General features: G+C 43.5%; 19 protein-coding genes. 6 read left to right on the top strand and 13 right to left on the bottom strand.

The features are described from left to right. Positions 1–211 precede the first annotated feature (211 nt). The gene (locus F8C76_RS04335) at positions 212–2,008 is read left to right on the top strand and encodes a hypothetical protein (protein ID WP_170283975.1); all 1,797 of its coding nucleotides are present in this window, start codon (positions 212–214) and stop codon (positions 2,006–2,008) included. Positions 2,009–2,642: 634 nt separating this feature from the next. Here the strand turns inward: F8C76_RS04335 and F8C76_RS04330 are convergent. The 3 genes from F8C76_RS04330 to F8C76_RS04320 form a co-directional block, all read right to left on the bottom strand. Next, entirely contained in the window at positions 2,643–3,416 is a 774-nt protein-coding gene (locus tag F8C76_RS04330; protein ID WP_152130610.1) for a universal stress protein, read from the bottom strand. A gap of 133 nt (positions 3,417–3,549) precedes the next feature. Beyond that, positions 3,550–4,920 carry an aldehyde dehydrogenase gene (locus tag F8C76_RS04325; protein WP_152130609.1) on the bottom strand — a complete coding sequence of 457 codons (1,371 nt, stop codon included), beginning with the start codon at positions 4,918–4,920 and terminating at the stop codon, positions 3,550–3,552. A gap of 127 nt (positions 4,921–5,047) precedes the next feature. Next, positions 5,048–5,833 carry a hypothetical protein gene (locus F8C76_RS04320; RefSeq protein WP_152130608.1) on the bottom strand — a complete coding sequence of 262 codons (786 nt, stop codon included), beginning with the start codon at positions 5,831–5,833 and terminating at the stop codon, positions 5,048–5,050. Between the two features lie 147 nt (positions 5,834–5,980). Here F8C76_RS04320 and F8C76_RS04315 point away from each other — a divergent pair, with 147 nt between their 5' ends. Then, positions 5,981–6,457, top strand: coding sequence for a hypothetical protein (locus F8C76_RS04315; RefSeq protein ID WP_152130607.1), 477 nt, complete (start codon positions 5,981–5,983; stop codon positions 6,455–6,457). Between the two features lie 12 nt (positions 6,458–6,469). Here F8C76_RS04315 and F8C76_RS04310 read toward each other — a convergent pair whose 3' ends face one another. The 3 genes from F8C76_RS04310 to F8C76_RS04300 form a co-directional block, all read right to left on the bottom strand. Then, a complete protein-coding gene (locus tag F8C76_RS04310; RefSeq protein ID WP_152130606.1) occupies positions 6,470–7,126 on the bottom strand; it encodes a class I SAM-dependent methyltransferase in 657 nt (218 codons plus the stop codon). A gap of 6 nt (positions 7,127–7,132) precedes the next feature. Further along, positions 7,133–10,384, bottom strand: a complete 3,252-nt coding sequence (locus F8C76_RS04305; RefSeq protein WP_152130605.1) for a VPS10 domain-containing protein — start codon at positions 10,382–10,384, stop codon at positions 7,133–7,135. Positions 10,385–10,613: 229 nt separating this feature from the next. After that, positions 10,614–10,901: a hypothetical protein gene (locus F8C76_RS04300; protein WP_211372114.1), complete on the bottom strand. Its 288-nt coding sequence runs from the start codon at positions 10,899–10,901 to the stop codon at positions 10,614–10,616. A gap of 99 nt (positions 10,902–11,000) precedes the next feature. Between F8C76_RS04300 and F8C76_RS04295 the strand changes: the two genes are divergently transcribed. Genes F8C76_RS04295 through F8C76_RS18685 form a run of 4 tightly spaced genes read left to right on the top strand, consistent with a single transcriptional unit; the run spans position 11,001 to position 12,625 of the window. Next, positions 11,001–11,429 carry an SRPBCC family protein gene (locus F8C76_RS04295; RefSeq protein ID WP_152130604.1) on the top strand — a complete coding sequence of 143 codons (429 nt, stop codon included), beginning with the start codon at positions 11,001–11,003 and terminating at the stop codon, positions 11,427–11,429. Beyond that, complete coding sequence (locus tag F8C76_RS04290; protein ID WP_152130603.1) at positions 11,419–11,739, top strand: ArsR/SmtB family transcription factor; 321 nt, start codon at positions 11,419–11,421, stop codon at positions 11,737–11,739. Before F8C76_RS04295 ends, F8C76_RS04290 begins: the two co-directional genes overlap by 11 nt. Before the next feature lie 57 nt (positions 11,740–11,796). Further along, positions 11,797–12,429, top strand: a complete 633-nt coding sequence (locus tag F8C76_RS04285) for a GntR family transcriptional regulator (RefSeq protein WP_152130602.1) — start codon at positions 11,797–11,799, stop codon at positions 12,427–12,429. A gap of 52 nt (positions 12,430–12,481) precedes the next feature. Further along, positions 12,482–12,625, top strand: coding sequence for a hypothetical protein (locus tag F8C76_RS18685; protein WP_170283974.1), 144 nt, complete (start codon positions 12,482–12,484; stop codon positions 12,623–12,625). Between the two features lies 1 nt (position 12,626). Here F8C76_RS18685 and F8C76_RS04280 read toward each other — a convergent pair whose 3' ends face one another. The 7 genes from F8C76_RS04280 to F8C76_RS04250 are packed head-to-tail and all read right to left on the bottom strand — an operon-like array spanning position 12,627 to position 18,936. Then, positions 12,627–13,715 carry an amidohydrolase family protein gene (locus F8C76_RS04280; RefSeq protein WP_152130601.1) on the bottom strand — a complete coding sequence of 363 codons (1,089 nt, stop codon included), beginning with the start codon at positions 13,713–13,715 and terminating at the stop codon, positions 12,627–12,629. After that, positions 13,712–14,305, bottom strand: coding sequence for a nucleotidyltransferase family protein (locus F8C76_RS04275; protein ID WP_152130600.1), 594 nt, complete (start codon positions 14,303–14,305; stop codon positions 13,712–13,714). The genes F8C76_RS04280 and F8C76_RS04275 overlap by 4 nt, the downstream gene beginning before the upstream one ends. A 1-nt stretch (position 14,306) precedes the next feature. Further along, positions 14,307–15,305 carry an XdhC family protein gene (locus F8C76_RS04270; RefSeq protein ID WP_152130599.1) on the bottom strand — a complete coding sequence of 333 codons (999 nt, stop codon included), beginning with the start codon at positions 15,303–15,305 and terminating at the stop codon, positions 14,307–14,309. Continuing rightward, positions 15,302–16,501 carry a molybdopterin molybdotransferase MoeA gene (locus F8C76_RS04265; RefSeq protein WP_152130598.1) on the bottom strand — a complete coding sequence of 400 codons (1,200 nt, stop codon included), beginning with the start codon at positions 16,499–16,501 and terminating at the stop codon, positions 15,302–15,304. The genes F8C76_RS04270 and F8C76_RS04265 overlap by 4 nt, the downstream gene beginning before the upstream one ends. After that, positions 16,498–17,280 (bottom strand): sulfite exporter TauE/SafE family protein, encoded by a 783-nt coding sequence (locus tag F8C76_RS04260; protein WP_152130597.1) that lies wholly within the window; start codon positions 17,278–17,280, stop codon positions 16,498–16,500. Before F8C76_RS04260 ends, F8C76_RS04265 begins: the two co-directional genes overlap by 4 nt. Continuing rightward, positions 17,271–18,338: a HesA/MoeB/ThiF family protein gene (gene moeB / locus F8C76_RS04255; protein WP_152130596.1), complete on the bottom strand. Its 1,068-nt coding sequence runs from the start codon at positions 18,336–18,338 to the stop codon at positions 17,271–17,273. Before moeB ends, F8C76_RS04260 begins: the two co-directional genes overlap by 10 nt. After that, the gene (locus F8C76_RS04250) at positions 18,328–18,936 is read right to left on the bottom strand and encodes an NTP transferase domain-containing protein (RefSeq protein WP_152130595.1); all 609 of its coding nucleotides are present in this window, start codon (positions 18,934–18,936) and stop codon (positions 18,328–18,330) included. The genes moeB and F8C76_RS04250 overlap by 11 nt, the downstream gene beginning before the upstream one ends. Between the last annotated feature and the right edge of the window lie 21 nt (positions 18,937–18,957).

Below are 18,957 nucleotides of genomic sequence, written 5' to 3'. Positions count from 1 at the left end.
CTTAGATCAACGGCTTTATCTTCAACAAAGTGAATTGCAAACTATGCTAGGTCATTTAAAAAATGCACCGGTTCTAAATCGCGATTGTATAAACGTTCAATGTGAAAAAATCAAGTCTTATCACACGGCTCTTTACAATTTACAAACCGATATCCACCTTTATTATGACGCACTACATGCAAGTGCTGCCGTTTCACGGAACCAATGGCTTTTGTATCTGGACCAGACCTATAAAAATGAAACCTTGAAATGGGGACTTATTACCAATCTTAGGTTTCGGGATGCATGGACCAATTTTTCATCTTCCGTTTTGGATTTGGCTTCTCTTATGAATGCATTTCAGTCTGCTTCTGGATTACAATCAAAGGAGACCATTTCTCAAATGACCGCGTTGACCAACGTGTTGGATGGCGTATTGGCCTCCCTGAACATTATTGTAAAGACCCTTACAGTTGATGGTAGTAAATCTGCCATAGGTGAATTATCCTCTGACGAATGGAATGCCATTTATTCCGGATTGAAATCCAATTTGGAATTGGTGAATGAAAGTATTGCATTATACAAGAACGTTGATGGGTTGGTTGGAACCACCCTCGATGAGATTGGAAAATTAAAGCGACTCCGAAAGGCCAACATTGCAGCGGCGATTGTGCAACTGGTTAACCTATATGTCAGCTATGACAATAAACTAATGAAGCAACATATAGACGAATTGGATAAAGTACTCAGCCCTAATCAAAAAGTGCAGTCGCAACATTATCAAACGTACAAGGCAAAACTCAGTTTATTGGACCTTTTATCCCAAGTTTCAACGCTTGTAAAGAATCGCGAAGAGGGGGTTCATCATCTAAACTTAGATTGTGGAGGCACATTGAAACGAAATCCTAGAACAAAAACCTCAATTGATGCGGATACGTTTGGAGCTGCTTTGAAATATTATAGTGAAGTTTTGAGAACTACAACGAAAACCCTACCTAACACTTGGGAAGGTATAAAGCCATGTGAGTTGGCCAAACCTCCATCATATACCTTTCGGATCAATGATGGTATTGGCAAGGAAATTAAATCACTCTTCACCATATTTAGCGAGAAAAATGCCAAATTGAATATGCAGGGAGGAATTCCCCAAGAGGATGGAAAGTTCAATCTATTTCCTGATACTTATATCATTGATATAAAAGAGAGTAGCACGGTAGATAATGTTTTTTTGGCAAGAACCTTTGTTGAAAATATTAAGATATCCGGGCAAGAGAACACTGAAATTACAATTAATCCCTATGGAAGGGTTGAGTTGGAGCTGGTAACAAAGGAAGGACAACCATTAAATTTTACGTATAAATTTACAGACAAGAATGGAACGCAAATTGCCAAAGGAACCAGGTTTGATAAGATACTTTTGGATTTACCTTCAGGGACACCTATTGGTTTAAACTTAGATCATGGTCTAAAAGGAATCGCGGAAAACGCCATTATTTTAGAGTCCGGTAAAATACTAAAACTTCGTTATGTTTATGACGAGGGCAAATTTGTCCGCGAAGAAGTCCAAAGTCAATTTAATGGGTCCAATGCTTCCACCGCCGAAAACACGACCATACCAGAGAATCAAGTGCCGTTAGGATGGGCCAAAGGCACACTTTACAATTCAAACGATGGTAATTGTAAGGATTTAAGGGGTAAATACCTCGAGTTTACGATACGGGGTCAACAATTTTTAGACCTAAATACCGGCACTTACATAGAACGGGCGGTAGTGGCCCCAGGGGACAAGTTATGGATTGCGGCTCCAGAATCAGGTGGACATTTTAGGGTGAACATTCTCAATGTCAATCAAGATACCAATGGGCAAGGAAACCAAATCTCATTTTGGTTTGCAGACCATCTTATAGATGGTTGGTGGTTTTCTTCAGGCTGTAAGAATGGCACCCGACCTTCTGTAAATTGTAATGACGGTATCGCCGACCAAGGGGATAAATCGTATTCAGAATGTAGAACATTGGGGGAAGATTGATCAGTACTTTTAGCAATCAAAAAGAGTTTAACAATTGCGCCTAGTCGTTTTCTTCTAAAATCTTCAAGCTAAGAAAATAGTTCTATTGGGGCAGAAAATTTTTGCTTTTGGCCGGGGCAAGCGTGGGCAAATTGTGTGGAAAAGAAAATGCGCGTAGCATTTTGCTTTTGTAAAACAATCGAGCGTTTGCGCGCGGCAATTAAATATAACGACAAATTATGGTACAAATGTGCTTGCACATTCACGAACACCCGTAAAATAAAATTGGCGTGAGTAAATGAAAACAAACCGTGCGCAGCACACCAAATTGGAATTATTCATGACCCTGTTCCAAATTTCAATAAATAACGCTCACATGAGGGATATTTTACATAATGGAAAATTATAGCTATCTAATGGCAAACCCATAAAATACAACATGACGACATTTGTACTATAATTTACATTATGTAAAATAAAGTATTCGAAACACCTAAAACAATCCCCCTCTTTATCTTCCAGCACTTTTTACGGGACTATGGTCTAAGAATTTTTTAAGCAATCTATACACCAAATATCCTAATGTCACGGAAAGTGAAATCAAAAAAATCTGCCAAAGCAACAAGGGAATATTAAAATCGTTCATGTGATTAGCTTATGCCATCACAAATATCGGCACATTGGATTTTCGCACCAACTGTTTGGCATGTGCCTTGTTGGGCACGCACAGTAATTCGGTATTGGTTCGTGAGACGTAACTCACCAGACCATCCATAGCATTGGAACCTTCGGTAAATTCATAGGAAACCGTTTTTTGCCATGAACTTTGCGGCTGATGGGCGGTATCATGCCTTTTTATACGAAACAAGCGCATGGGTTTTTCACTCTCACGTTTTAAATCATTAATGATTTCCAACCCTTTATTCTGTACCTCATCTCCCAAAAAGCCCAAATTTAAATCTTTGAACGTGTGGAATTTATGGTCCTCATCCATAACCAACACATTGGTATTGGCCTCCGATACCACAAAATCAGCAAGGCCATCGCCCCAAAGTCCCAGCATTGACCTGCGCTTGCCCAAAACCACGATGTCCGGATGCTCTTGGACAAGATGCTCCTTAATGGTACTCTTTGCATTTCCGTACACCAACGTATAGTTAATGGGCAGCTCCTCCCCTTTCTGAATACCCTGAATCAAACGCTGCATCTTGGAACGGGTTTTACGGTCGTCCTTGTATATGGTATCCAAGGCGGAAAACTGACTTTCCCGCTTTACCACATCAATGGCAGGCTTAACCTGTAGAATATCAATGGTTGCGTTAATGGTTCTGGCCATTTCAACAGCATTGGCCACTATATGTTCTGAGTTTTTTAATCCTTCCAACAAAACAGTAACCCTGTACTTTGCAGTGATGCTTTTTGGGCTCATACGAATAAAGATTTGACGTGTTCCCTAAATATACGGCACAAACCCAAATCTTTCCATAGTTTAACGTTTGGTTAGCACAATAATTATTTGATGTTCAGGGATGTGGGTTCAAAATTATAGGAAATTGAAACTTCTAGAACAAGTGGCGTATTTTCTTGACCCAACGAATAGGAATCTTGTATGGAGCGTATCGGAGAGGCACATCCAACCAATTGGAACGTTTAACAACGGATTTATGATGGGAAAACAGGTCGAAGGAGTGTTTGCCGTGGTACCCACCCATTCCCGATTGCCCTACCCCACCAAAGGGCAGTTGTTTGTTACTGATATGGATTACGGTATCGTTTATGGCACCGCCCCCAAAACGGTATCGGGACATGATTTTCTTTTGAAAATCACCCTTTCGGGAAAATACATATAGCGCCAATGGTTCGGCATGACTCAGAATGTACCGGTCCAAGTCAGCTTCGGTGGTATAGGGTATGATAGGCAATATAGGACCAAAAATTTCTCCTGTCATCAGTGCGCTTTGCCTATCGGGGGCATTCACCAAAGTTGGTGAAATATATTGATCCTTGTCATTGTAATCTCCACCAAAGAGCAACTTCTGTCTGTTCAGACTTTTCTTGAGTTCTTGATAGTGCTTTGCCGTGGCAATTCGGGCAAAATCTGGGGAAGTTTCCACATTTTCTCCATAAAATTGTTGGATTTGCTGTTTTAACTGCTCCACCAATAGCTCTTTTACGCTTTGATGCACCAGAATATAATCCGGCGCCAGGCAAGTCTGCCCCGCATTGATGAATTTTCCCCAGGCAATACGTTTTGCCGCTAGTTTAATTTGGGCCGATTCATCAACAATGCAAGGGTTTTTGCCACCCAGTTCCAACGTAACGGGAGTCAGATGTTCGGCAGCGCTTTTATACACAATTTGCCCCACACGCGTACTCCCCGTAAAGAAGATATATTCCCATTTTTTGGACAAAAGTTCCTGAGAAACTTCCACTCCACCCTCAATAACGGCCACATACTCCAGGGGAAACACTTTTGTAATGATTTCGGTAATGATCTTTGAAGTGTTTGGGCTCAGCTCCGAAGGTTTTAACACTACGGTATTTCCAGCGGCTAGAGCGCCCACAACCGGGGCCAAAGCCAACATAAAAGGATAGTTCCACGGCGAGATGACCAATACTTTGCCATACGGTTCGGGCTGTATCCAATCTTTTGATGGAAAATTGGTCCAAGAAGTTTCCACCGGGGTTGGGCTACTCCATTTGGAGATGTTTTTAATGGCATAGTTCAACTCGGCCAGCACCAATTGGGTCTCGGTGGCCAAAGCTTCAAACTTAGGTTTTTTGAAATCGGCATAGAGCGCATCGCAAATGGCATCTTCACGATCTTTGATTTCTTGCATCAACCGTTTCAGGGATTGTTTCCTATAGTTTATGTCCTTTGTTTGTTGCGAAGCAAAAAAATCGTTCTGCTTCTGTATCAAGTCTTCCACCATATTGTATGCCGAATGATTCCCCTAAATATAACCAAACTGGAGTTAGAAGTTCAAGGTTCTTTTGGATTGGGAACAAAAAAAAGCACCGATATAATCGGTGCTCGATAGCTATTTTTGATGAAGAGCTTTATAAGGTTATCTCTTCAGTCACTTCATTAGGGTAGATTACGGTGGCTTTGTCATCACATTCGCCATCACCAAAATCAACAGTCACTACAAGACCATTCTTGGAAACTATCATGGTGCCGGTAGTGAAGTTTCCACATTGGGCATCAATCTCTACACCATCGGTCTCAATGGAATAGATATTTCCGTTGGCCTCTATGGCCCAAGACCCTGAGATTCCAATAGTGAAGTTATCCAAGGTCTCACCAAAACTGAATGTGAAGGTTTTGTCTCCGGTTTCCACAATACTGCTCCCATCGGCCAATTCAATGGTGATATTGCTGGTTACCGTGAACGAGATGGAATTTCCTTCGGCATCACCGCTCATCGTGAAATTTCTGGTTCCATTAATTTTAATGTCACCTACATAAAAATCGTTATACGCTACACTGAATGAGGTAGCTTCTCCACTTGTGTCGTATGTGGCGACAACGGTTCCGTTCACATTTTCGGTTCCGTTCAGGACACAATTGTTGAAAGTGGCCGTAAAACCGGTTTCGGTATACTCGGCACTATAACATTCGTTTGTTTTTGCTGTTTTTGCTGTTTCTCCATTATCGGCGAAGAGTTCTGCCAAAGCATTATCGGCCACACTGGTTAATTCGTCAGACGTTAAAATGGTCTGCACCTCTACTTGGGTCAGTTCTTGGTCACTTGGCGGTTTAGCATCATCACTACAAGATTGTCCAATAAGCAAGGCCAAACCTATGAAAGCAATTTTTCCAATGTTTTGTATGGTTCTGTTCATGTCATGTAAGTTAGGGTGTTACGGTGCTAAAACGGTCTTGGTGCTACTTTAGTACATTTATTGGGTGTAGATCGATAAAATGTAAGGGAGCATTCAAATATTTTTTCTGGAAATCTGTTATTTTGATAAATCAATCTAAAAAAACTCATGAAAAATATACACAAAGCCTTTTTGGGAATTGCAGCATTGATGCTCATGTTCTCATGTAGCAACGATGATGGTGGTGGCACTGGTACTGCTAACCTAGAAGTGATAGGAATATGGGACTTGGCCCAGGTTAATGTTAGTTCGGCACAGGATATTGATATGGATGGTACTTCTTCAACCAACTTAATGAATGAACTGGATTGTATTTCGGGAACCTTATTGATTGATGGGGATATGGTATGGACTTTTGAACAAACTGGTATTAACATCACAGCCATTACCAATGGGCAGTTTGTGGCCCAATGTTCAGGCTCTTTGGCCGCAACCGGGGCATGGTCTTCCTCAGATACCGAAGTTATCTTGCAGGGAAGCAGCCTTTTGGGCACCCTTACCATTGATGGAGATCAATTGATCAAGGATATTGGAGATGATTTACCGGGAATCCGTAGTTATGTCTATGTCCGTAGAGCACAGTAGCATATAAGTCCATCAAGGTTTTTGCGCTACAATGACCCACATTTGTTTATCGCCCTCCCGTTCCCATTTTCCATGATCTTCGATTTCTGAAATGATGGTGAAACCAGCTTGTTTCAATTCTTCCCTGACATAATCGGCAGACAGTGAATGGGATGCTACTTGCGTTTCCCTGGATTTTCCACGTACCCAATCCTTGAGTTTTTCAAGAACCATCACTTTTCCGCCGGGTTTTAAGGCTGATTTCACATGCTGGAGTATTTTTTGATGGGCATCCATTTCGTGGTAGGTATCCATAATAAAAACCATATCCAATTCCCTTTCGGGCAGTTTCGGGTCGTCATAGTCCCCAAGAATGGTGACAATGTTTTCCAAGCTTCGTTTATGGGCATTCTCCCTCAATTTTTCCAATCGATCGGAACGGACATCAACCGCATATACTCGACCGCTTTCAGCTACTTTTTTGGATAAATGCATGCTCAAATACCCTTCATGGCATCCTATATCGGCCACTTTATTCCCTTGCTCCACCCCCATCAGGTCCAGTAGGAATTCCGTTTTCATCCATTTGTCCCGCTCCTTCCAATCGGCTTCCGTGTATTGACCCCATAACGTTGAGGGTAAAGCGAACAAAAGCAGCAAAAGGAAGGAACAGGTGGATCGTATGATCATATTCGACTAGTTTTTTATAAGCCCTTGTCCCTCGATCCATGGAGCGCCTGCTGCTTTTAAATCGGCTTCCAAGGAAGGCAAGGTATTTTGGACCAAGGTGGACAATTGTTTCTTGATTCCCTGTAATTGGTCGTCAGCTCTTTTCAGGGCGGCTTTGTGGTTCCCGGTTGGGCCATACGTATTCGCCAATGCCACCATGCCTACAAAATTGCCATCTCCCGGCGTAGGCGGATTGCTCTCTCCTATCTCGTTCTTTGCAGGGTTTCCATTCATTTGTTCATTCAATTCCAGCAACTGCATTTTGGCTGCATGGATTTTCGAAGCCAATGCAGCATTGGGACTCACGGCCTCATCCATGGCGCGTTTCATGGCATTTACTAGACCGATACTTTTATCTAACACGGTATTGGTGGCCATAAGATCTTGTTGAAACTGTTGGAATTGGCTTCTAAAGGCATCTATATCTGCGATAGGCTTGGAAGGCAAGGCTCCTTTTTCCAAGGCCTTTACTTCAAAAGTTTGTGAATCGGAAAGTGTTTTCAGTTCTCCGTCGACGCGCTGGTATAATTCCACGGAATAAGTGCCGGGTGTGGCTAAGTATGGAACGGCGAAATAATCCTCATCACCACCGCTTTTTGGGGGTTCCATTGAGATACCGCCTCTGGACGCATAGGAAAGGTCCCATGCTACCCGATTAAACCCTTTTTTGTTGGTTCCGGACACCGTATTTACCACTTTGCCAGAACTATCTTTGATCAAAAGAACCAATACAGGCTCTTCCTGAGTGGTTTCCTGTGCCAATGCATCCCAACCAGGGAAGGGGACATTGCTCTTTTGTTTGTTGAGTTCTTTTTCCTTTTCGGTACGGATTTCCTTCAAGGACTTAAGTTTTTCGGGCAAATAATAGGTGAACGTTGCCCCGAAAGATGGATTTTTGGCCGCATACTCGGAATGCCCTTGACCATACACCTCATCTTTTTCAATATACCAATAGGCAGGTTTTACTTTGAACAATGTGGGAGCTTTGACTGAGGGGTCAAAATCCCGTAAAGGCGAAATATCATCCAAAATAAAGATTCCCCGCCCAAAGGAACCGCCCACAAGGTCATCTTCCCGGCGTTGAATGGTGACGTCCCTAAAGGAAATGGTGGGTACTCCCCCATCCAATTTGGTCCAACTGCTTCCGCTGTTAGTGGTAAAATAGATACCGAACTCTGTGGCGGCAAACAACATTCCTTTCTTTTTGTAGTCTTGTACGATTCTCCACGTAATCAATCGTTTGGGCAGGTTTCCATTGATGAAGGTCCAAGTGTTTCCTTTGTCGGTACTCTTCAGTAGATAAGGTTTAAAATCCCCTTCCTTATGATTGTCGAGCACCAAATAAACGGTATTGGCGTCGTGCAAATCGGCACGGACGTCGTTGACAAAGGCTCTATTGGGAACACCCTTGATGTTCCCCAACATGATTTTTTTCCATGAATTACCCCCATTTTCAGTGACTTGCAGTATCCCATCATCGGTTCCGGCATAAATTAGGCCTTCTTGTAATGGGGATTCTGCCAAAGAGGTAATGGTATTGTAGTTGGACATCGCAGCAACATCCCACGGATTGTCCCAACTCTGTTGGCGTCCCATGATGGGTAAGGGTAACCGTTCTTCCTTACGGGTCAAATCCTCCGAAATAGGCGTCCAGTCGTCTCCTCTATTTTCTGATTTCCATACACGGTACGAAGCAAAATACAAACGCGAAGGCTTGTGAGGGCTCACCAATATGGGAGAATCCCAGTTGAAACGCTCGGAGGGCTCCCCAGCTCTGGGTTGGGGCTGTATAAATACGATTTCTCCTGTGGTCTGGTCAATTCTCCATAACCAACCTTGTTGGAATTCACCATAGGTGATGTCCGGATTTCCCGGTTCGGTGGCAGATTGGTGCCCATCGGCGCCCAAAGTAATCCACCAGTCCGAATTTAGGATACCCGCCTTGCTCTTGGTACGCGAAGGCCCACCGTGGGAACCATTGTCCTGGGTGCCTCCAAAGATATGGTAGAAAGGTTTGGCATCATCAACGGCAATTTTATAGTATTGGGTCACGGGCAGATTAGCAAAGAAACGCCAAGTCTGGGTACCATCGTAAGATTCATAAAGACCACCATCGGTTCCGAATAGTACATAATCCGGGTCCGAAGGTTTAAAGGCAATGGCATGACTGTCCACATGCTTTTTGTCCTCGTTCATGGGTCGGAATGTCTTACCGTGGTCATCCGAAATCAAAACGATATAGCTCATAAGGTATAGTCTACCTTCATAATGTGGCGAAGTGTAGAGTTCTTGATAGTAATGTGGTCCCGTTCCTCCGGAAACCGCATCGGACTGTTTGGTCCACGAAGCCCCTCCGTTTTCTGACATGAATACTCCTCCTTTTTTTCGGTCCAACTCAATGGCCGCATAGATGGTTTCATTGTCAAACTGGGAAATGGCCAAACCAATTTTCCCCAAATGGGACGTGGGAATACCGCTTTTAAGTTGGGTCCATGTCTCACCACCATCGGTACTTTTATGGATCCCTGACCCAGGGCCACCACCCATATAGGCAGCTACCGTTCTGTGACGGTCCCAAGTGGCAGCATAGAGCACATCTGGATTGGTGGGATCAATGACAAGGTCCGTGGCACCAGTCCATTCACTATCGCCTAGGGTTCTGTTCCACGTTTTTCCACCGTCCGTGGTCTTGTAGAGGCCCCTCTCCCCTCCTTTTGACCATAGCGGTCCTTGGGCAGCGACCCAGACAATATCTGAATTTTCAGGGTGTACAATGATTTTGGAAATATGTTCTGAAGTTTTCAGTCCCATATTGGTCCAAGTTTTGCCTTCGTCATGGCTTACATAAACCCCATCGCCAAATCCTACGTGTCTACCACCTACATTTTCCCCAGTACCAACCCAAACCGTGCTAGGGTTATTGGGGTCTATGGTAACGCATCCAATGGAATAACTGGATTCCTTGTCGAAAATTGGGGTCCATGTGATCCCGGCGTTAACCGTCTTCCACACATTGCCGGAACCCACGGCAACGTACCATGTATTTTCATTGTTGGGATGTATGGCAATATCAGCTATACGGCCCGATGTGAGTGCAGGTCCCAGATTTCGAAACTCCAGTCCGGCATACGGGGACGGGTCGGTTTTTTGGGCTTTGGAAGTAAAAGTTAAGGTGAAAAATAAAAATAATAGAGCGTAGACTTTGTAGTAATGTCCCATGTGTAACAGTTTAGTCGGTTTAGTAGTGTAATATAACTAAAAGCCTGTAGGTCAGTTCTAAAAGAAATGTGAAAAAATAAGAATTATAGTAGAGATAGCTTCCTTTACGGTCTTTAAGGCGGTAGACAAATTTCAATCCGCTCCAGTCTTCATCAATGGCCGCAACTTTAGTGTCCACAAGACCGATGGAAAGTAAATGCTCGCGAATACGCTCTCTATTGAGATCTGTTTAGATTTTGGAGGTTCCCTTGGGCCAACTCACCCACAAACTACCGTTGGGTTTTAGATGTTCTTTGCAAGGCTCGGACTGTAAAAGCATTTCCTCTTGGGTAGTGAGAAAAAGATGGATGAAATCCATTTTGTACTTTCCAAAGCCCTGTTCAATGGTCAAGTTATCGGGAAGGTCAGTGAAGAGCGACCAATATTGTTCCGGAGCTTTGAGTACCAAAACGGAAAAGTCTTCTTTAATACCTAGTTTTTTGGCTAGCGGGGTTCCTGAGTATCCTGATGAATTCATGGTATAATCAAAATATGCAACCAAAAAGTTGCTTGTTTTAAAAACTTTCGTAAATTAGCAACCAATAAGTTGCATGAATATAATCAAAAAACGATAGATATGAATGATGTAATCAAAAAAGAGCATGTATTTGCCCATCCCATCCAAAAAGTTTGGGATGCCATTACCAAAGCAGAAGAGATCTCCAAATGGTTTTTGAAAACAAATTTTAAAGCCGAAAAAGGCTTTAAGTACACTTTTCAGTCCAGCGGAGAAGCGGACTGTACCCAAATTACCGGTGAAGTGAAAAGTGCGGACCCCTACATTTTGATTTACACATGGGTTGTGATGGATACCAATGTTGACACCGTGGTTCGTTGGGAGCTACAGGAAATCAATGGCGGGACAAAGCTATGTCTTGAACATTCCGGTATCTCAAACTACCCAGAGAGTTTTGCGGTTACCTTTTTCAATAGTTTCAATTCAGGTTGGGACCACTGTGTAAACGATCTCGAATCATTTTTAATGGAGGAAGTACATGCAAGATAACATTACAAAAATCCTCAAGGCCATTGCCGACCCAACAAGGCGTGAAATATTTCACGCCTTGGTCATTGCAACCTCTGCCCTATCCATTACACAGATTTGTGGTCAGTTTAGTATGAGCAGGCAAGGGGTGACCAAGCATATCAAGACCTTGGAAGAGGTTGGCTTGGTGGATATTACCACAAAGGGAAGGGAGCGATTTTGTTTGGCCGATGTGCAACCGCTCAAACAAGTTTCAGAGTGGATGAAATTCTATGAAAAATTCTGGGATGGTGCATTGGGCAATCTAGGTACTTACTTGGATGCAAACTAATTGATTCTTCATTGACGAATTTAGAAAGGTTAAGCTAAGGATTTGTATTTTAGGGATATGAATCCGATTGGTGCCCTTCGGGATACAGTGAAAAACCATCTCCTTGTCCAAATCCAAAAAGGAGCGTTGGAAGTGGGTAGAACTATTAATTTGGCCCAACTGTCCCGGGAAATTGGAATAAGTGTTACCCCAATTCGGGAAGCTTTGAGTCAATTGGCTTATGCCGGGGTGATCAAGGCGGTTAGAAATAGGGGTTTTGTGGTCGCCCAATTGAGTGAAGAGGAAGCCAAGAATCTATATGAGACCATAGCACAACTGGAGGTGATGGCCTTGGAAGATTCCAGTTTTGCGGTTAACTCCTTGGAGTCATTACAGCAAACGTTGCATTTGTTCGATATTGAAAAGAATCCCATGGAATGTTTAAACCTTCGGTTTGCCTTTCATGATTTGTTGGTGCAGAATTGTACCAATACCATTCTATTGCAAACCTTGGACAACCTAAAACTCAGGTTACGCTTTTACGAGCAAGGATTGGTAAAAGACCTTTCTTTTTATGCAGGAATGAAGCAGCAAAACGAGGCAATCCTGCGCGCCATTGAAGAAGATAACCTGCCCACGGCCTGTCTTATTTTGAAAATGAGCAGGATGGGCGCCTTGGAATATATCACCAAAAAAATGGAAACCCCTTGAGTGCCAGAAAATAAATTTGATTGGATTTCGTTTAACACAAAAAACAACTTCGATGCAATTTTTAAACAGGGAAATAGAAGCATTGACCAAACGAAAAAAATCCAGGACATTGGTCAAAAGACAAGTGTCATGTGGAATTTTTCAGGATTTGGATACGGAGGGACTTCGCATCAATAAAAGTATCCCAAGAAAGTAAGCTATTCTTTGAATAGTGATCGGTCCAAACCAGGAATGAGATTCAATGCATTCTTGTAATATACTTTTTTAAGGACTTCGTCTGGCAAGTCCAACCCATACATCGCCCAAAACGCATGGTATTTTTTGTAATAGGGAAAATACTCATCGGCGGTTTCCAAAACCCTGAAATAGGTAGGAAACTCTTCAGGTTTCCAACTATCCTTTCCGAATAGTATCCGATCTTGGTATTTTATAAAAAATGCCCGCGCTCGTTTGGGTTGCCTCCCCAACTCGGCAATAATGGCTCCAATACCCACATACATATTGGGCATTTCTTCCATGCAGGCCTCCAATTTATCCAAATTATTGGCGTACCATCCCATGTGTGCATTAATGAACTTGGTTTTCGGATGTTTTTTGAACATTCGATGTTGTTCATCAATAATCTGTTGCCATGGGGCGGGGTCAGTCGCTGAGCGCTTACGTCCGGGATGGGTCTTGAGCTCCAACCATCGTTCATTGTCGCTGTCCATGGGGTCCCAGAATGATTTTGGGTCAGCCGAGTGAATCAATACAGGGATGCCCAGTTCGGCACATTTTGCCCAAATGGGATCTAATCGTGGGTCATCAACGGCTATCCGCTTCCCATTCACATCACTGTTTCGCAGCCCTAAACTTTTGTACACCTTTAAACCTTTGGCGCCGCTTTTCACATCCTCTTCCAGCTGTGCTGCGGCACGTTCTCCCCAGTTGGGTGTTCCCACTCCACTAAAGTCCACATTGGCAAAAACGGCAAACCGATTGGGATAGTGCTGGTTTACGTTCTTCAATTTGGCTTTCAGCTCTTCTCCAGAGCCTCCGCTCAGATTCACCATAATGCCCTCATTGAGTTTATCCATGTCCCTTACCAAGGTCGACAAATCTTGGGACCCCATACGGAACTGATGGCTATGTACATCGATAAAGGTGAATTTGGCCCGTTCCACAGGATGTTCGGGAACCACCAAAGTGGACTTTGGGTTGTATTCCTCAAATCCCATTTCTTGCGCATTAGCGGTTAAAAGAGCAGTGAAAAATGTAAGGGAAAAAGCTATGCTTTTAATTTTCATGGTGTGGTTTTGGTTAATTGGTTATAGGTTTCTATGGTGTCAATATCAATTTCTTGCCCTTCTGGTTGAAGGACTGCGGTTTGCGTTTCATGGGCTTTAATGAGCTGTCTTGCCCCAATATCTCCGTTCAACTGGGTAAGCTCCAAGAATAGATGTTTGGGAAAAATGGCCGGAACACCTATTTTCTCCCCGTAAGCTGTGGCCGTAATCTTGGACAGTTCTTTTTCAAACTCACTTTTGAGTTGGTTCAGGTAAGCCGCGCCCAATAAGGGTTGGTCCACCAACATGATCAATATGCCATCCGCGGAGGGGTTCTCTTTCAAAACATGTTGTACACCTTTGGAGATGGAACTTCCCATTCCCAATTCCCAGTCGGAATTTTGGATGGATTCAACTGTGCCGGGAATAGCGTTTTGGATGAGCTCTGCACGGGCCCCAAGTACCACAGTAACAGAATCAGAGACTTCCCTAGCTTGTTCCATTGCATGTCCCAAGAGTGTGGTGTCTTTCCATGGGAGCAATTGTTTGGCCTTGCCCTTCATTCGAGAAGAGGCTCCAGCTGCCAATATCAAAATAGAAATATTGGTCATGCTAGGTATGTATTTTTCCCATTTTGTCCTTCAGGAGCTGTGGCTCCTTTTTGTTGATCACGGATAGGATTTCGGATAAGATGGAGATGACGATCTCCTGAGGGGTTTCTGCACCGATATCAATACCGGCAGGCCCATGGATTTGGTCCAGAAACGTTTCCGAAACATCAGGGCAACGTTCCAAGAGTTCATCAAATAGTTTTTCCCTTCGTTTAAAAGGTCCCAATAGTCCAATATAAGCGCCAAGTTCATCCTTTAGGGCCATCACGAATTGTAGGTCCTTGACAAAACTATGGGTCATAATGACCACGGCCGTTTGTGGATCTAGACTATATTGAAATGCTTCAGGCTCCACCTGAATGAGTTTATGGATGCCGGGGAAATCCTTTTCCGATTTTTCTTCCCTCGGGTTGGTCACTACGCTTACCTCCCAGCCCGTAAGTGCCGCATATTTACACAATTGAACGGCATCGTGCTCAGCGCCTATGATAAGCAACTGAAAGCAAGGCTGCGTTTCCTGTTCAAAAATGGAAAGCCCTTCTTTTGACCCAACTTCATCGGTCACAGGGAACATATCGTCCCCAAACTGGAACTCGGAATGATAGTTGGCGTTATCACTCTGCTCTTTTTGGTAGTAGGAATTGATTTGGAAGGGGTCTCTGTTTTCAATGGCATTCCAGAAACGGGTCAAAAAGGATTCATTGGGTTTAAAGGTCTCCAATAAGATGTATAGGATACCCTCACAACCTAAGCGGTAACGTCCGTCATAAACCATGACTCGGGATACTCCTGTGGTAAAGACGGTTTGGGCTTGTCGTAACACTTCTTTTTCCACGCATCCCCCACTCACAGCGCCTACCATGTCCCCATTTTCAAAAATCAGCATTCGGACACCCGGTCTACGATACGATGAGCCATCCAAAGCGACCACGGTGGCCAGAACAGTGGCCTCTCCCCTTTCCTGATAGTTTTGAATGATAGTTTTTAACTCGTGTGTCATTGCCAAAGATTTCGAGTGGGTATAAACATTGCTTTAGCTTCTTTCTGCAGGGTTTCCTTTGGAGGAATCAATACGAATCCATCTACCTTGGAAAGTCCAACCAAATCTCCAGAACCGGATGATGACAGAACTTTAGCCATCAATCTTCCTTCCTTCATATCAATTTTGGCCCCAATGAATAGGGTCAAATCTGTTTCATTGGTAAAGGAGTCACTTAAAATTACGGTAAATTGTGGTGCTACCCTACCCAAAGTTTTGTTAAGCCAAGCCTTAAAATACAAATGATAGTTGACAAAGGTCGATACAGGGTTTCCTGGAAATGAAAATAAAAGCGTCTTATATTCGCTATGCTTTCCAAACCAAAATGGTTTTCCCGGGCGCTGCAATACTTTATGAAAGGCTTTTTCCACACCCAGCGCTGCAAAGGCTTCTGGCAAGAAATCGAACTTCCCCATGGAAACGCCTCCACTGAGGAGCAGGACATCATAGGTTTTGATCAAACGTTCCAATGCTTTTTGGATTACCGAAGGTTCGTCAACAAGGTGATGGAGGTCCGCAGCGATACCTTCCGTTTCCAAAAGCGCATAAAGGGAATGGGAGTTGGACTTTCTAATTTGAAATGGTAACGGGATTTCCTCTACATTCACTAATTCATTTCCTGTGGAAATGACCGCGATTCTGGGAAGTTTTTTTACCAAGACCTGCGTTTTTCCCACCGAGGCCAACACCCCGATTTCAGCAGAAGTAATAAAAATCCCAGGTTGAAGTAAAACTTTACCTTGATTAATGTCACTACCTTGATAATGTATATTTTGACCTTTTTTAATAGACTTCTCAACTGTAAATATGTCACCCGACTTTGAAGTGTGCTCGTACATGATCACCGTGTCGGTGTTCTTGGGAACTATGGCACCGGTCATCACCTCAATACAATGCTCGTTGTGATTCAAAATTACTTGTGGACTTCCGGCCTGCGCCACACCTTCGGATTCAAAGGTTTGCCCTGTGGATTTTAGCGAGTCAAAACGGATGGCAATCCCATCTTTGGTAGATCGGTCAAAAGGAGGAAAATCCCTATCGGCCAAAATGGTTTCGGCCAATACCCTTCCGTGGGACTCGTCAAGGGAAACTATTTCATTTCCATAGTCTTGTGCATGCTCCAGAACTTTATTTAGCGCATCGTTGAATCCGATCATGAAAAGAGGTTTATTTCCAATCCGTTTTTAAGCAGTACCCGAATCCCTACAAACAGCACCAGAAAACCGGTCAACATTCGAATGCGTTTTGCGGATAGTTTTCCGATACTGAGTCGTACTCCTAGCTGTCCACCCATCAATACGGCAAATAGCAGCCCCAATATTTCGGGCCAGAAGATTTCGAAGGAGTCACTGACAAACAATCCTCCAATACCGGAAACGGAATTGACCAAGATGAAAAAACTGGCCAAAGAGGCAATGACAATCGGTTTGTCCCATTTCATATGGTTCAGTACGGGCGCCAAGAATATCCCTCCGCCAATACCTACCAAACCGGATAAAAGGCCTATACCTGCTCCCAGTAAATAGGAAACATAGCTTGGATATTCCTTTACATTGAAGTTGGAACGCAGGGAAAGAGTTTGGTAAATCAGTGCAATGGCTGATACGATCAAGGCCAAGGCCAACAAAATGAAGAAAACCTGCTCTTTCAACCGGAATGAAGCCCCCAAAAAGGCCATGGGAATACTGGTGACCACAAATGGGATGAATTTTTTCAGGGGCAAATGCCCATTCTTGTAATAGAGGTAGCAGCTTCCCGTAACCACGGTAAGGTTACACAGCAAAGCTGTTGTTCGGATGGCAAAGAAACTGGTCAAGACCAAGGTGAGAATGGCCAAGTAGCTGGAGCCGCCTCCAAAGCCAACAGCGGAATATAAAGTAGCAACCACAAAGAAGGCGAGGGTCAGTAAAATAAAATCTCCGGAAGCTAAGGACATAGGGTCTTCATTTTGTTCATACCACCTAAAACGTTGTAGAATCTTTTGGTGGGATAAATGGGTTCCAGTTCCTGTATGGCTTGTTCGCTGCGTTTTCCTGATTGGCATATTACATACACTTCTTCCACGCCATCAACGTGTTCTGATACCGATTCCAACTGACCTAAAGGGGTGTTGATGGATTCATTCAGATGTTGACCGATAAACTCCTCAGGAGTACGGACATCCAATACAAGGATACTTTGTTGGGATTCTAGCAGAATCTGGAATTCTTCAGCAGATATTGATGGAACCAAACCACAATCCAAGGATTCGTATTGGTCTTGTAATTTTTTGATGTTATGGTTTTTAGGTTTGGCTTTAAAACCAATCTTGGTGAATTGTTGGCTGAGACCATCAAAAAGCAATAATTTTCCTGACAAGACTTCTCCTATTCCGGTCAATACCTTTACAACTTCCAGAGCTTGAAGGGTGCCAATGATTCCGGGAATTACCCCCAAAACTCCATTTTCATTGCAATTGGGCACTTCTTGTGGACTTGGCATTTTGGGATATAAACAGCGATAGGTGGGGCCATTGTTGTAATTGAACACGCTCACATGTCCTTCAAAACTGTGCAAGGCACCATAGACAAATGGTTTTTCCAAAATAACACAAGCGTCGTTGATGAGATACCGTGTTGGAAAATTATCAGTGGCGTCCAGCACCAAATCATATGACTTTATGACCTCCAAGGCATTATCCTTGGTCAAAAAGGTGTCGTGTAAAATAAATTGCGTGCCCGAATTTTGGGCACTCAATTTCTCATGGGCCACCTCCAGTTTTAACTTTCCCACATCTTTTTCGGTGTAGAGCGTTTGTCTTTGCAGATTATGTAATTCAACAGTATCTTGATCCATCAACCCCAAAGTGCCCACACCCATGGCATTGAGGTACTGTAAGGCGGGCAAGCCCAGTCCACCCAATCCCACGACCAAGACTTTTGCATTGGCCAGCTTTTGCTGTCCTTCCACGCCAAAATCCTTCAGCTGGGTCTGTCTGATGTACCTATTCTCCATGGTTCAAAGCGATTTTGGATTTCGCAAACTCGTATTCCGATAGTGAATTGGCATTGTACAACACCTCGTCTTGCTGGGGAAACACCAATTTAGTGTTTGTATTGAGCAGAAATTTTCTGGGGCAGGAACTTTCCGATGTTTCCAAGTGGGTTATGGCTTTTTGAAGCCCTTCGGGTTCCCAAATGGTAATCAAAGGCTCGGGAAGCTTTGTTTGGTTGGTGGCAAAGGAAGTAGCCGAGGAATCGGAATCCCTTTGTTCCACCAATTGTTTTATACTTTCCAGATCCAACAGGGGGAGATCGCAGGCCAATACCAACCAAGCTGCATTTGGATGTGACGCATGGGCACTAAGAATACCATTGAAAGGACCGCGATATTCATTTTTGTCCACAATGGTCTTATAGGCTTTGTCCACACTGGATTCCTGTTCTTCACGAACACTCAAGAAAACCACATCGCATAGTTGCTCCAATAACTGGTAGAGGTATTCTTGCTGAGGAACATCATGGTAGGTAATCAAGCCTTTATCCGACCCCATCCGGGTACTTTTTCCTCCCGCTAGGACCAATCCGTATAATTTGGGTGCTGTTTTTTCCATAGTTAGATCAAGAATAGATCA

Origin of the sequence: Flagellimonas olearia (assembly GCF_009184425.1) — a bacterium.
GTDB classification, from domain to species: domain Bacteria; phylum Bacteroidota; class Bacteroidia; order Flavobacteriales; family Flavobacteriaceae; genus Flagellimonas; species Flagellimonas olearia.
The sequence above is the reverse complement of the archived record's forward strand: the minus strand, read 5'-3'. Positions and strand labels throughout refer to the sequence as shown.